9 protein-coding genes and 2 pseudogenes are annotated in these 14,831 nt (G+C 35.0%); 8 read left to right on the plus strand and 3 right to left on the minus strand.

Annotated features, from left to right (window positions below; genetic code table 11):
• Nucleotides 1–2,860: pseudogene (gene gcvP, locus IGB25_RS12750) on the minus strand (aminomethyl-transferring glycine dehydrogenase).
• A 115-nt stretch (nucleotides 2,861–2,975) separates the two neighbouring features.
• Here gcvP and IGB25_RS12755 point away from each other — a divergent pair.
• Nucleotides 2,976–3,800: a hypothetical protein gene (locus IGB25_RS12755; RefSeq protein WP_211065325.1), complete on the plus strand. Its 825-nt coding sequence runs from the start codon at nucleotides 2,976–2,978 to the stop codon at nucleotides 3,798–3,800.
• Nucleotides 3,801–3,973: 173 nt separating this feature from the next.
• On the opposite strand, the gene IGB25_RS12760 is transcribed toward IGB25_RS12755, so the two are convergent.
• Both IGB25_RS12760 and IGB25_RS12765 read right to left on the minus strand, forming a co-directional pair.
• Entirely contained in the window at nucleotides 3,974–4,732 is a 759-nt protein-coding gene (locus IGB25_RS12760; protein ID WP_211065326.1) for a uroporphyrinogen-III synthase, read from the minus strand.
• A gap of 21 nt (nucleotides 4,733–4,753) precedes the next feature.
• Nucleotides 4,754–5,410, minus strand: a complete 657-nt coding sequence (locus IGB25_RS12765; RefSeq protein WP_211065327.1) for a DUF4271 domain-containing protein — start codon at nucleotides 5,408–5,410, stop codon at nucleotides 4,754–4,756.
• 100 nt (nucleotides 5,411–5,510) lie between these two features.
• On the opposite strand from IGB25_RS12765, the pseudogene IGB25_RS12770 reads away from it, so the two are divergent.
• From IGB25_RS12770 to dnaE, 7 genes and pseudogenes are all read left to right on the plus strand, one after another.
• Nucleotides 5,511–6,245: pseudogene (locus tag IGB25_RS12770) on the plus strand (polyprenol monophosphomannose synthase).
• On the plus strand, nucleotides 6,245–7,582 hold the full coding sequence (locus IGB25_RS12775) for a dihydroorotase (protein ID WP_211066927.1): 1,338 nt from the start codon (nucleotides 6,245–6,247) through the stop codon (nucleotides 7,580–7,582). Before IGB25_RS12770 ends, IGB25_RS12775 begins: the two are co-directional and overlap by 1 nt.
• Nucleotides 7,554–8,021, plus strand: coding sequence for a DUF4296 domain-containing protein (locus IGB25_RS12780; protein WP_211065328.1), 468 nt, complete (start codon nucleotides 7,554–7,556; stop codon nucleotides 8,019–8,021). The genes IGB25_RS12775 and IGB25_RS12780 overlap by 29 nt, the downstream gene beginning before the upstream one ends.
• Nucleotides 8,022–8,031: 10 nt before the next feature.
• Nucleotides 8,032–9,318 carry a hydroxymethylglutaryl-CoA reductase, degradative gene (locus IGB25_RS12785; protein ID WP_211065329.1) on the plus strand — a complete coding sequence of 429 codons (1,287 nt, stop codon included), beginning with the start codon at nucleotides 8,032–8,034 and terminating at the stop codon, nucleotides 9,316–9,318.
• The gene (locus tag IGB25_RS12790) at nucleotides 9,319–9,807 is read left to right on the plus strand and encodes a hypothetical protein (protein WP_211065330.1); all 489 of its coding nucleotides are present in this window, start codon (nucleotides 9,319–9,321) and stop codon (nucleotides 9,805–9,807) included. It abuts the gene before it with no gap.
• A complete protein-coding gene (locus tag IGB25_RS12795) occupies nucleotides 9,740–10,231 on the plus strand; it encodes a hypothetical protein (RefSeq protein WP_211065331.1) in 492 nt (163 codons plus the stop codon). The genes IGB25_RS12790 and IGB25_RS12795 overlap by 68 nt, the downstream gene beginning before the upstream one ends.
• Before the next feature lie 124 nt (nucleotides 10,232–10,355).
• Entirely contained in the window at nucleotides 10,356–14,711 is a 4,356-nt protein-coding gene (dnaE, locus tag IGB25_RS12800; protein WP_211065332.1) for a DNA polymerase III subunit alpha, read from the plus strand.
• The last annotated feature ends 120 nt before the right edge of the window (nucleotides 14,712–14,831 follow it).

The following is a 14,831-nucleotide window of genomic DNA, read 5'->3' on the forward strand; positions in this document are numbered from 1 at the left end:
TTATGAAGCTTCTTCCATATAGTCTTCTATAGGATTGCATGAGCAGATTAAATTTCTATCGCCATAACCTTCATCAACTCTTCTAATTGAAGGCCAAAATTTGTTATCGGCAACATAATCTAATGGAAATGCCGCTTGCTGTCTGGAATAACTGAATTGCCATTCATCTGCGGTTAACATCGCTTGGGTATGCGGTGCATTAGTTAACAAATTGCCATCATCTTCTGGTTGGCATTCATCAATTTCTTTTCTTATGCTAATCATGGCATCGCAAAAGCGATCGAGTTCTGCTTTGCTTTCGCTTTCAGTAGGTTCAATCATCATTGTGCCAGCAACGGGAAACGACACAGTGGGCGAATGAAAACCGTAATCGATTAAACGTTTCGCGATATCTTTCACTTCAATACCATTTTTCTTAAATGGTCTGCAATCTATAATCATTTCGTGAGCGACTCGTCCGCATTCGCCAGCATATAAGGTTGGATAATATTCTTTTAATCGCTCTTTGACATAATTGGCATTTAAAATGGCAACTTCTGTAGATCGTCTTAGACCTTCTTCACCAAGCATTCTGATATAGGCGTAAGAAATGATACAAACAAAAGCAGAACCCCAAGGTGCAGCTGAAACTGCAGAAATTGCATTCTCACCACCAGTCTGAATTAACGGATTACTTGGCAAAAACGGTACTAATTGTTTAGCCACACAAATTGGTCCAACGCCTGGTCCACCACCACCGTGTGGAATGGCAAAGGTTTTGTGTAAATTCAAATGGCAAACATCAGCACCAATAACTCCAGGACTGGTCAAGCCCACTTGAGCGTTCATATTAGCACCATCCATATAAACTTGCCCACCATATTGATGAATACAGTCTGTAATTTCTTTAATGCTTGACTCAAACACACCGTGAGTAGATGGATAAGTGACCATCAATGCAGCTAAATCATTTTTGTATTTTTCAGCTTTTACTTTTAAATCATCAACATCAATATTGCCTTTTTCCGTTGATTTGACAACCACGACTTTCATTCCCGCCATAACTGCACTTGCAGGATTGGTGCCGTGAGCTGAAGATGGTACTAAACAAATATGCCTATGACCTTCATCTCTGGATTGATGATAAGCACGTATCACCATTAAGCCTGTATATTCACCTTGAGCACCAGAATTAGGCTGTAAAGATGTCGCAGAAAAACCGGTGATTTCAGTTAAATATTTTTTTAAATCAGCAAGTATTTGATGATAGCCTTGGGCTTGATCAACAGGAACATAAGGATGCAAATTTCCCCATTTAGGATTGCTCAATGGTAACATTTCAGTAGCGGCATTTAGCTTCATTGTGCAAGACCCAAGAGAAATCATAGAATGGTTAAGCGATAAATCTTTGCGTTCTAAAGATTTAATATAACGCATCAATTCCGTTTCTGAATGGTAAGTATTGAAAACAGAGCTTAGTAAATAATCTGTAGTTCGGTTAAGATGATGTTTTGTAATGATATCAAAATTTTCTAATTTATTGATGACAACATCTTTTGCTGATTTATATTCCTTAAAAACTTTTAAAATTGCATTCAAGTCTTCAATTGAAGTCGCTTCGTTAATAGAAATACAAACCGATTCTGCATCAGGATAATAAAAGTTGATCTGATGTTTTTCGGCTATCGCTTTAACTTTTTTAGCATTTGCTTTTAGTAAAAGCGTGTCAAAATAGGCTTCATTGGCTTGAAAAATACCAAGACGCTCTATAGCATCAGCAAGGTTTGCGGTTTTTTGATGAATTTGTTTGGCAATAAATTCTAAACCTTTTGGACCGTGATAAACCGCATACATGCCTGCCATAACAGCCAAAAGCACTTGAGCAGTACAAATATTAGAAGTCGCACGGTCGCGTTTAATGTGTTGCTCTCTGGTTTGTAAAGCCATTCTCAAACCACGATTGCCATCCATATCTTTGGTTACGCCAATAATACGACCTGGGATTTGTCTTTTATAGTCTTCTTTGGTGGCATAGTAAGTCGTGTGCATTCCGCCATAGCCCAAAGGAATGCCAAATCGTTGAGTTGTGCCGACCACAACATCAACACCCCAACTGCCAGGAGCTTCAAGCAACACCAAACTCATCAAGTCTGTCGCTACAACGGTTTTGATGTCAAGTGTTTGAGCTTTTTCTACAAAGCTTTTAAAATTATAAACTTGTCCTGTTTTGCCAGGATATTGTAAAAACGCTCCAAAGTAATCTTCAGAAAAATCAAAGTCTTCGTGACGACCGACGATGAGCTTTATATTTTGCGGCTGTGCTCGAGTTTGCAAAACCGCCAAAGTTTGTGGGAAAACGTCTTCAGAGACAAAGAATTTTTGAGCTTTTTGTTTCTTTTTTGCTCTTGACCTAACGGCAAACAACATACTCATAGCTTCTGCAGCAGACTGTGGCTTCATCGAGTAGCGACGCATTAGCTATTTTCATGCCTGTTAAATCACTGACTACGGTTTGAAAATTCAACAAAGCTTCTAACCGACCTTGGGCAATTTCGGCTTGGTAAGGCGTGTAAGCAGTGTACCAACCTGGATTTTCAAGAACATTTCTTTGAATGACCGCTGGCAAAATAGCTTCATGATATCCTAATCCGATATAGGTTTTAAAATGTTGATTTTTTTCAGCTAAAGCATTGATATATTGACTAAATTGATGTTCACTCATGGCTTCTGGCAAGTTGAGCGATTGTTTTAGCCTGATGTTGTCTGGTAGGGTTTCAAAAATCAACTCTTCAATTGAAGAAACGCCTATGGTTTTGAGCATATCGTTGTAGTTTTCACCACGCGGACCGATATGTCTATTGGCAAATACCGAAGTGTTCATACGTATCAAATTAGGTTTTTGCAAAAGTAAGATTTTTCACACAAAACACTTGTTAAATACTAACACACATTCGTTAAGATTTACAACACTCTTTGAATTAATGTATTTTTGATTTATGAAATTTTTTAAAGCTCTATTTCGGTTTTATATCAATTCAAGTATTCACGTGGCTTTGGCAGTTGTTGCCTTGTTGGTTTTTACATGTCTGCAATTTAAAATCACTTTTGATTATGGCTTGAAGAGTTTTGTGTTTTTTGGCTCAGTAACAGGCTATAATTTTGTAAAATACGCCCCAGTTGCCAAGTTGCATCACCGAAGTTTGACCAATCAATTACGGCAAATTCAAATCTTTTCGTTTTGTTGCTTTTTAGGTTTATGTGTCTCGGCTTTTTTTGTGAATTATAAAGTGCTTTTTGTTTGTGGAGTTTTAGGGCTTCTGACTTTACTGTATGCTATTCCCATTCAAAATAAAAATTTAAGAGAAACTTCTGTGTTAAAGGTGTTTATCATTGCATTGATTTGGGCCACGGTAAGTTTTGTGTTGCCTTTTTTACAAGAAAATGCTTTGGCAAATAATATCAATTCAATGTGGTGGTTCAACTACACTGAGCGTTTTATTTGGATATTATTATTAATGATTCCCTTTGAAATTAGAGATGTGCGTTTTGATGAAACTTATCTCAAAACTTTAGTCAGTATTTTTGGAATACCTAAAATTAAAATGATTTCAGTTTTAGTTTTAATTGCATTAGCAACACACAAATATTTTGGTAATAGTTATCAACACAATTTGACATACATCATCATTTATATGTCACTTACGGGATTTATCTTGGCTTCAAAAAAAGTTCAAAAACCGTATTTTGCTTCGTTTTGGGTAGAGGCTTTGCCTATTTTTTGGGTAATTACTTGGTATCTATTTAACGTGAGTTCGATATAAATTCCAATAAAATACAGATATTTAATCATTTGTCATGTTGATAGAGCGAAGCATGAGCGATGAGACATCTCAGTAGGATGAGATTTCTCCTCATTCTTCGTTCGAAATGACAAAATTTGCTTACAAAAAGATGCAATCATCTGATTTACAGCTTTCAATAAATCTAACTCACGTTACTTAACCTTTGATTTTTTGTTTTGCTCTTTTACATATTTTTCAAGAGCCATTGTCATAGAAGGTGTTTTGGGTGTAGGAGCTTTAATGTCTATTTTTAAGCCTTTCTCTTTGGCGACTTTTAAAGTAGAGTTTCCAAAGACAGCGATTTTAGTATCTTTTTGCTCATAATCTGGAAAGTTTTCGTAAAGTGATTTGATACCGCTTGGGCTAAAAAACACGAGAATATCGTAAAAAACATCTTTTAAGTCCGATAAATCGCTTACCACGGTTTTGTAAAAAATACCGCGTTTCCAATCTACACCAATTTTATCGAGTTGTTGTGGAATAACAGGTTTTAATACATCAGACGATGGCAATAAAAACTTCTCACCTGAATGTTTTTTGATGTTGACAATTAAATCTTGAAAAGTGCGTTTGCCCACATAAATTTTACGTTTTCTGTAAACCACATATTTTTGAAGATAGTAAGCCACCGCTTCACTTTGGCAAAAATATTTTAAGGTGTTAGGAATTTTGTAGCGCATTTCTTCAGCAATACGAAAAAAGTGATCCACAGCATTTCTACTCGTCAATATGATGGCAGTAAATTTTGATAAATCTATTTTTTGTTGCCTGACATCTCTACTATCTACACCTTCTACGTGAATAAATGGAATGAAATCTATTTTTACATTGAGCTTTTCTTCAAGTTCAGCATAAGGAGAATTTTCAATTTTAGGTTCAGGCTGTGAAATTAGAATTGTTTTCACTTTCATAGAGCACTAATTTTCATATTTTTAGTCAACAGCAAAGATTTTATACATAAAAAAATACGGTGCTATTTCAAGGGTGCAAAGGTATAAAATAAAATAAAACCAATGACGCATTATCAAACTAAGGTTTTTATATGCAAAAACCAACAGGCTAATCACAAAGAAAAGCCCCATTATCACTAAGCTAACATTCATAAAATTAATTGATGAAAATGGTGCATAAACTTCTAAAATCAGAAAAGGAAGTCCTAAAAAAATGGCATAAGACCAAATTGTCAACTTATAAAACAAATAATAGTTTAAAAATGAACTATTACAAAATGAAAAATTCACAAATTTTTCAAAATAATATTTAACGGTTGAAAACAAGCCTAAGATGATAAAAACAATCAAAACATTTAAAAAAGAATTCAAATTTAAACCAATATCTATTCCTTCTTTTTGAATATATAAATAAACAAATTGTGCCAATACAAGATGAGAAAGTATAAAAATTAAAATTTCAAAATTTGTAACATATCGCAATTCTTTCAGTTTATCAGAAAAATAGGTTTCTGAAAAAACAAGCTTTACAAATTGAATATATTTGATGCTATACAACTGCTTAATCAACACAAAGCCAATAAGTAATAAAACAAAACTTAAGGTAAACCAATCATAAGAAACAGATTCTCTAAGCATAACAAATTGTAAGTCTTGACAAAATTACGCCAAATCTCAAGCAACAAAGAAATTCTATATAGAATATTGTTTTATTTTTGTTTTTTTATGTGCTTTTGCTATGCCTGAAAGAATTGTTATTATTCCGACTTACAACGAAATCGAAAATATCGAAAGAGTTGTCAGAAATGTTTTTGCTCAAGATGTAAATTTTCACATTCTAATTGTTGATGATAGCTCGCCTGATGGCACTGCTGATAGAGTAAAAACACTTCAAGAAGAATATCCCGAGCGTTTAAATTTGCTTGTAAGAACAAAAAAAGAAGGTTTAGGTCGGGCGTATATTGCAGGTTTTAAATGGGCATTGAATCACAATTACGATTATATTTTTGAAATGGATGCCGACTATTCACACAACCCAAATGATTTGATTCGACTGTACAACGCTTGTTTCAAACAAGGTGCAGATTTGTCGATTGGCTCAAGATATTCAAAAGGTGTCAACGTCATCAACTGACCAATGAATCGCGTGCTTTTGTCTTGGATAGCATCATGGTATGTCAGGGTTGTTACTCAAATACCTATTTGCGATACCACAGCTGGTTTTGTCTGTTACCACAGAAGTGTTCTTGAAAAAATCAATTTTGATAAAATTAAATTTGTAGGTTATGCTTTTCAAATTGAAATGAAATATAAAGCTTACAAACTTGGTTTTGATTTAAAAGAAGTCCCTATAATTTTCACCGATAGAACCAAAGGAAAATCAAAAATGGACAAACGCATTATTTGGGAAGCTGTTTTAGGCGTCATCAATCTCAGGCTAAAAAGTATATTTTTTAAACAAAAGTTCAATTAATTATGGCTTATCTGATCAAAAATGCTCAAATCGTAAATGAACAAAGTATTTATACCGCTGATATTTATATCGAAAATGACACTATCCAACGAATTGATAAAAATATCCATCTCGAAAAAAATCATCAGCTCATTGATGCCAACGGTCAATATCTGATTCCAGGTGCTATAGATGATCAAGTGCATTTTAGAGAACCGGGATTAACCCATAAAGAAACTATAAAAACAGGCTCATTAGTCGCAGTAGCTGGCAAGATTACGTCTTTTATGGAAATGCCCAACACCAATCCGCAAACCGTAACGCATCAGCGTTTAGAAGAAAAATTTGCAATGGCCGCAAAGTCATCTTATGCTAATTATTCCTTTAAATTTGGAGGAACAAATGACAACTTAGAAGACATCAAAAAAATCAACCCCAAAACTACCGCTGGACTGAAGCTATTTCTCGGCTCTTCTACGGGAAATATGTTGGTTGATGATTGGAAAGTTTTGGAAGAGATTTTTAAACACTCTCCTGTTATTATTTCAACACATTGCGAAGATGAAGACACCATCAAGAAAAATATGGAAATCTATAAAGTTAGATACGGCGATGATATACCAGTCAAATATCATCCAAAAATCAGAAGTGAAGAAGCCTGCTATTTATCGTCATCTCGAGCGGTAGAATTAGCTAAAAAAACTGACGCCAGATTGCACGTTTTTCACCTATCAACAGCCAAAGAAACGCATCTTTTTGACTCGGATATTCCCTTAGAGAAAAAGAAAATCACTTCAGAAGTTTGCATTCACCATTTGTGGTTTTCAGACGAAGATTATGCCGAAAAAGGCACGCACATCAAGTGGAATCCCGCCATAAAAACCGCTCAAGACCGAGACCAATTACTCAAAGCCTTGCTTGACAACAAAATCGACGTCTTAGCCACAGACCACGCACCGCATACTTTAGAAGAAAAAAATCAAGTTTACACCAAAGCTCCAAGTGGCGGTCCGTTAGTGCAACACGCCATACCTGCTTTGCTTGAGTTTTTTCATCAAGGCAAAATCAGACTTGAAGATATTGTTCAAAAGTTTTGTCACAATCCAGCTTTACTGTTTGACGTGCATAAACGCGGATTTATCAAAGAAGGCTATAAGGCAGATTTAGTTTTATTGAACACCAAAAAACCTTGGACCATTACAAAAGATAATATTTTATACAAATGCGGTTGGTCTCCTTTTGAAGGCACAACTTTTCAATCACAAATAGAAAAAACCTTTGTCAACGGACAATTGATTTACGATAATTTTAAATTTAATGATATTAAAAATGCACAACGCCTTGAATTTGATAGATAGAAAATATATCTGTGTTTTAACTTTAGCGATTTTTGTTGTTTGGTCTTGCGACGATGTTCAAAAACAAACCAAACCTGACAAGTTGCTCTCTCAAGATAAAATGGTAGAAATTTATACAGATATGCTGATATTAGATGGGGTTTACAGAACAAATTCTAAAAAATTTGAAACTTACGGAATAGAACCAACGGAGCATATTTATAACAAATTTGATATCGACAGTTTGACTTTAGCTCAAAATATGAATTATTACAATTTAGATTTTGAAGCCAATATAAAAATATACGAACAGGTTCAAAAAAATATTGAAGCACAAAAACAAATCATAGATTCTATAGATCGCGTCAATGATAGCTTAAGACGTCTCAAGACCGAAACCCGAAAACCTATGCTCAAAGACAGCATTTCACTATCCAAAAAAATGATGAAGGTTGATTAAAAAAAACTTTATGACCAAAATATCTGGATTTTCAAAATTGACTAAAGCCGAAAAAATTGATTGGGTTTGTAAACAATATTTACAAGGTCAAGACCAAGCCAAATCAATTTTAAAACAATATTGTAATTCTGACAAAAAGCTCCAAAAACTTCACGACGAGTTTGCTGAAAACACCGTTTCAAACTATTATTTGCCATTTGGCTTAGCTCCAAATTTCATTATAGATGATCAAGTTTATTGCATTCCTATGGCGATAGAAGAAAGTTCTGTGGTGGCGGCAGCAAGCAAAGCCGCAAAATTTTGGGGAAACAAAGGTGGTTTTAAAACACAAGTTCTTGGCACCACCAAGGTTGGGCAAGCACATTTTAGTTGTCAAAGTGAATATCATCAACTTAAAGATGCATTTGAAAAACACAAGGCTCAATTTTTTGAAGACGCAAGCGACATCACTAAAAATATGAAAAGGCGTGGTGGCGGCATTAAAAACATTGAGCTGGTCAATAAAACTGATCAACTTGAGCATTATTATCAGTTGCATTGCACATTTGAAACGGTTGATGCTATGGGTGCCAACTTCATCAATTCTTGTTTAGAACAATTTGGCAAAACCCTTGAAAAAATAGCACACCATTTAAACGTTGAAGTCATTATGTGCATTTTATCTAATTATGTACCAGAATGCACCGTGCGTGCTGAAGTCTCTTGCCCGATTGAAGACTTGGCAACCAATGCTGAAGACAGCAAAAATTTTGCACGCCGATTTAAACAAGCCATCGATATTGCTAATGTTGAGCCTTATCGTGCTGTAACACATAACAAAGGTATTATGAACGGTATTGATGCTGTGGTTTTGGCTACAGGAAATGATTTTAGAGCCGTTGAAGCTGGCGTTCACGCTTACGCCGCTAAAGACGGTCAATATAAAAGTTTAACTCACGTCAATATTGAGAATAATCAATTTAAATTCTGGATTGAAGTTCCTATAGCAGTTGGTACTGTTGGCGGTTTAACCAGTCTTCATCCTTTAGTTAAAGTGACTTTATCTATACTGGGTAATCCATCGGCTGAACAACTGATGCGTATCATTGCTGTTGCTGGTTTGGCACAAAACTTTGGTGCTGTAAACTCTTTGGTAACCGACGGCATTCAAAAAGGTCATATGAAAATGCATTTATTAAACATTTTGAATCAATTTGACGCCACGAATAGCGAAAAAGCTCAAGCTATAGAATATTTTAAAACCCATTCAGCCACGCATAATGCGGTTGTAGATTTTATCAATAGAATTCGGTCTTAAATGCAAACGCAAAACTTTTACAGTCACGGCAAACTTTTACTCACAGGAGAATATGTTGTTTTAGATGGTGCAAAAGCCTTAGCCTTGCCTTGTAAATTAGGACAATCTTTAAGTGTTAAAAGCATTTCTGGTCGCCAAAATCAATGGATAAGCTATTTAAAAAATGCTCAGGTTTGGAAAACAATTGATTTTGATTTAAAAGAAATTCTTGAGAATAAAACAAGCGATAATTTTAAAACCCGATTATTTCAAATTTTAAAAATTATATATCAGGAAAAACCCGAATTGTTTGAAAAAACTTATGTGTTTTCAACCCGATTAGAATTTAATAACAATTGGGGTCTCGGTTCATCTTCCACATTGATTAATAATTTGGCACAATGGTCAAAAATTGACCCTTATTTTCTATTGGAGCAAAGCTTTGGCGGAAGTGGATACGACATTGTCTGCAACTCAACAACAACAACCTTTTATATATCAAAGGCTTGATGGAAAGGTAACAACACAATCAGTTGAAATTTCTGAGCAACTCAAACCCTTTATCTACTTTATTTATTTGAACCAAAAACAAAACAGTCGAGAAGCCATTTCAAATTATCTAAAAAACTTAAAATCTGAACGAACTCAAAATATTGAAAAAATATCAAATTTAACGCTTTCCATAATTCATTCATCTGATTTAAAAGAATTTGAAAACCACCTCAAAACACACGAAGAAATTATTTCAAAAATCATAAATCAAACTCCTATTCAAAAATTAAAATTTAGAGATTACACCTCTGGGATAGTTAAAAGCCTTGGTGCTTGGGGTGGCGATTTTGTTTTAGTAACCGCACAAAACGAAGAAGACTTAGAATATTTTCGGCTAAAAGGCTATGATATTATTTATAAATATGATGAACTTGCATACTAATACTTGACCGGTCATAATATTGGTATAAATTATCAACTTCATCAAAACCCGTTTATAACTTTCAAATTTTTCAACACAATTTTTGAACTCTATTTTATAAATTTACCTCAAACTTCAGCAACCTATGTATATCATTTTTGACACCGAAACCACAGGCTTACCCAAACGCTTTAACGCCCCAATTTCTGATGTTGACAACTGGCCAAGAGCAGTTCAAATTGCCTGGCAAGTTCACGACCAATGGGGTAAACTCATCGAACATCAAGATTTTTTAATTCAGCCTGAAGGTTTTGATATTCCTTACGATTCCGAAAAAATTCACGGCATTTCAACCACCTTAGCTCATCAAGAAGGCAAACCCTTAAAAGATGTTTTACAAGCTTTTAATGAAGCCTTAAAAAAAGCTCGATTTGTAGTCGGTCAAAATGTGGATTTTGACATCAATATTATGGGTGCTGAGTTTTATCGCTCAGAAATTGAAAGTCCTTTGGCAGAAATGCAAGTTCTGGATACCTGCACAGAAAAAACAGCCAAACTCTGTCAAATTCCTGGCGGTCGTGGCGGTGGTTTTAAATTGCCAACCCTAACAGAACTTCACCAATTTCTGTTTAACGAACCTTTTAATGAAGCCCATAATGCCACAGCAGATGTTGAAGCCACAGCAAGATGTTTTTTAGAATTGCTCAGAAAAGCACATTATTCTGAAAATCAACTCATGGCAGAAGCTGGCTACATTACCGAATTTCAAAACAAACATCCTGAACCCTTTCAGCTTATTGGTTTAAAGCATACAAACCTTGAAAAGGCTTCTAAAAAACTTGAAGAACAACAAAAACCCGACGAAATTGAAAAACCGAGTCAGAAAGATTTAGATGAAAACTTAAAAACCCTTTCAGACGAAACCTTTGTACATCTACATAACCATAGTCAATTTTCAATTTTACAATCCACAATATCGGTTCAAGATTTAATTGAAGCGACTTCAAAAAACAACATGCCAGCGGTTGCACTAACCGACCACGCCAATATGATGGGTGCTTTTCATTTTGTCAATGCCGCTAAAGCACACAATAAAGCTTTAACCGAAAAACAACAAGACCAATCAGTTAAGCCAATTATCGGTTGCGAATTTTTTGTATGTGAAAATCATTTAGACAAAAGTCATAAGGACAACGGCTATCAAATTGTGATGCTCGCCAAAAACAAAAAAGGCTATCATAACTTGGCTAAAATGTCTTCTATCGCTTATACCAAAGGCTTTTATTATGTCCCCAGAATTGACAAAACCATCATAGAACAATACAAAGATGATATCGTTGTGTTGTCTGGAAACCTCTATGGTGAAATTCCTTCAAAACTATTGAATGTTGGCGAAAATCAAGCTGAAGAAGCCTTATTGTGGTGGAAAGAACAATTTGGCGATGATTTTTATATCGAACTCAACAGGCATCAACAAGAAGATGAAGACCGTGCTAATCAAAGTTTAATCAAATTAGCCCAAAAGCACGATGTAAAATTAGTAGCCACCAATAATGTGTATTATGAAAATCAAGAAGATGCCAACGCTCACGATATTTTATTATGCGTAAAAGATGGCGAAAAACAATCTACACCCATTGGTCGAGGTCGTGGTTATCGCTATGGTTTGCCCAACGATAAGTATTATTTCAAGTCAGCTGAAGAGATGAAAAATCTTTTTAAAGATTATCCTGAAGCGATTACACACACTAAAGAAATTGCCGATAAAATTGAATTTTATGATTTAGCGAGAGAGGTGTTATTACCTGCTTTTGAAATTCCAGAAGAGTTTAAAGATAAAAAAGACGCTGAAGACAAAGGCAAACGAGGCGAAAATGCCTACCTCAAACACATCACTTATCAAGGTGCAAAAGAACGCTATGGCGACATTACTAAAGACATCAAAGAACGTCTTGATTTTGAGCTTTCCGTCATTGCCAAAACAGGATATCCAGGCTATTTTTTGATTGTAGAAGATTTAATTCGTGAAGCTCGAAAAATGGGCGTTTCCGTTGAATATGTACGTGGTTCTGCAGCTGGTAGTGCCGTAGCCTATTGTCTAAAAATCACCAATATAGATCCTATAAAATACGATTTACTGTTTGAGCGGTTTTTAAATCCGGAGCGAGTCAGCATGCCTGATATTGATATTGATTTTGACGATGAAGGCCGAAGTAAAGTGTTGAATTATGTCATCGACAAATACGGCGAAAATCAAGTTGCTCAAATCATCACTTATGGCACAATGGCAGCTAAATCTGCTATCAGAGACACCGCTCGTGTTTTAGATTTACCTCTTTACGAAGCTGACAGAATTGCCAAATTGGTGCCTGATATGACCAAACTTTCTAAAATTTTTGGTAAAGACGAAAAAGAACTCAAAGCTAATTTTAGAAGTGAAGATGTTGATAAAATTATGCAGTTGCTCCAACTCAGCGAAAACGGAGACGAACAAGCCGAAACTGTCAATCAAGCCAGAATTATTGAAGGTTCTGTCAGAAATACAGGAACTCACGCTTGTGGCGTTATCATTACACCCGATGATATCACAAAATTTGTTCCCATAGCAACTGCTAAAGACTCAGACTTGTATGTTACTCAGTTTGATAACAATGTAGTTGAATCTGCTGGTTTGCTAAAAATGGATTTTTTAGGACTCAAAACCTTAACCCTAATTAAAGACACCGTTAAAATTGTAAAAGCAAAACACGGTAAAGATTTAGACCCAGAACAATTTCCGCTTGATGATGAAAAAACCTACGAGCTTTTTCAACGTGGCCAAACTGTTGGTATTTTTCAATACGAATCGCCAGGTATGCAAAAGCATATGAAAGACCTCAAGCCTACTGTTTTTGAAGATCTTATCGCTATGAATGCACTATATAGACCTGGACCAATGGAATACATTCCGAGTTTTATCAAGCGTAAACACGGCGATGAAGAAATCACTTACGATTTACCTGTGATGCAAGAAATTTTAGAAGAAACCTACGGCATCACGGTTTATCAAGAGCAAGTGATGTTGCTTTCACAAAAATTAGCCGATTTTACCAAAGGCGAAGCTGATATTTTGCGAAAAGCTATGGGTAAAAAGAAAAAAGACGTGTTGGCAAAGCTAAAACCTCAATTCATTAACCAAGCAAAATCTAAAGGTTTTGAAGAAAAAAAACTTGAAAAAATATGGAAAGATTGGGAAGCTTTTGCCAGTTATGCGTTTAACAAATCGCACTCAACTTGCTATGCCTTTGTGGCTTATCAAACCGCTTATCTCAAAGCTCACTATCCTGCTGAATATATGGTCATGGTATTGTCAAACAATATGAGCGATATCAAAAAAGTGACGTTTTTTATGGAAGAATGTCGCCGTATGGGTGTTCCTGTTTTAGGACCTGACGTGAATGAATCGTTTTATAAGTTTTCAGTCAATAAAGACAATGCCATTCGATTTGGTATGGGTGCTATTAAAGGCGTTGGGCGAAATGCCGTAAAAACCATTGTCGATAATCGGAAAGAAGATGGTGAATACAAATCTATATTCGATTTGGCAAAACGTATAGATTTGAGAGCGACCAACAAAAAAGCCTTTGAAAGCTTGGCTTATGCTGGTGCATTTGATAATCTTGGCAATGTTCACCGTGCACAATTTTTTCACAAATCCGATGAATCTGAACAAACTTTTATCGAAAAGATACTCAAATATGCTTCACGGTATCAAGAAAACAAAAACTCAGCTCAAGTCAGTTTATTTGGCGATGCCAGCGAAGTTCAAATTCCTGAACCAGAAGTACCGCCTTGCGAACCTTGGCATAATATGAAAACTTTAAAAGCCGAAAAAGAAGTGGTTGGTCTATTTCTTTCTGCTCACCCTTTAGACGATTTTAAACTCGAACTCAAACATTACTGCAATACTGATTTACAAGCTTTTTCTCACCTTGAAGATTATATCGATAAAGAAATAAAAATTGCTGGCGTGATAACTGATGTGAACCACAGAGTGAGCAAAAATGGCAAAGGTTATGCTGTTTTTATTTTAGAAGATTACAAAGACAGTCACGAATTTAGAATTTTTGGTGAAGAATATCTCAGAAACAGACATTATTTAATACCTGATCATTTTGTGCATTTAAAAATACAACTATCTCAATTCACCAATCGCGATACAAGTGAACCAGGAAAGGTTAATATTAAATACTTGTCTTTTAAGCAGTTACAAGATGTTATATCTGATTTTACTAAGAAAATACAACTGCAATTAGACATCAATTCAATTGAAGACAAACAAATTGACAAGCTCAATGAAATTTGTAAAACTTATTCAGTACTAAAAACTTTAGACTTTGTGATTTATGACAAAGAGGAGAAAATCAAACTCAACGCATACAGCAAAACCAGACAAGTAGAAATATCGGCTGAGCTATTGCAAAGTCTTCAACAAAACGATATCAAATACAAGTTAAACTAATTTGTAATACCGACGTATATTTATTAACAATATTCATCAAATTGGTTTAAGCTAAATTCAAAAAATAAACCACTAATTCCGACGAGTAATTTAAGACAATGTCTGTGTTTGCTGATGTTA

Source organism: Flavobacterium sp. CS20, from assembly GCF_018080005.1.
Lineage (GTDB): Bacteria > Bacteroidota > Bacteroidia > Flavobacteriales > Flavobacteriaceae > Psychroflexus.

Bases quoted from the DNA above. Each gene is read 5' to 3' on its own strand.
- IGB25_RS12755 (WP_211065325.1), top strand. From the start codon at position 2,976: ATGAAATTTTTTAAAGCTCTATTTCGGTTTTATATCAATTCAAGTATT.
- IGB25_RS12760 (WP_211065326.1), bottom strand. From the start codon at position 4,732: ATGAAAGTGAAAACAATTCTAATTTCACAGCCTGAACCTAAAATTGAA.
- IGB25_RS12765 (WP_211065327.1), bottom strand. From the start codon at position 5,410: ATGCTTAGAGAATCTGTTTCTTATGATTGGTTTACCTTAAGTTTTGTT.
- IGB25_RS12780 (WP_211065328.1), top strand. From the start codon at position 7,554: ATGCACAACGCCTTGAATTTGATAGATAGAAAATATATCTGTGTTTTA.
- IGB25_RS12785 (WP_211065329.1), top strand. From the start codon at position 8,032: ATGACCAAAATATCTGGATTTTCAAAATTGACTAAAGCCGAAAAAATT.
- IGB25_RS12790 (WP_211065330.1), top strand. From the start codon at position 9,319: ATGCAAACGCAAAACTTTTACAGTCACGGCAAACTTTTACTCACAGGA.
- dnaE (WP_211065332.1), top strand. From the start codon at position 10,356: ATGTATATCATTTTTGACACCGAAACCACAGGCTTACCCAAACGCTTT.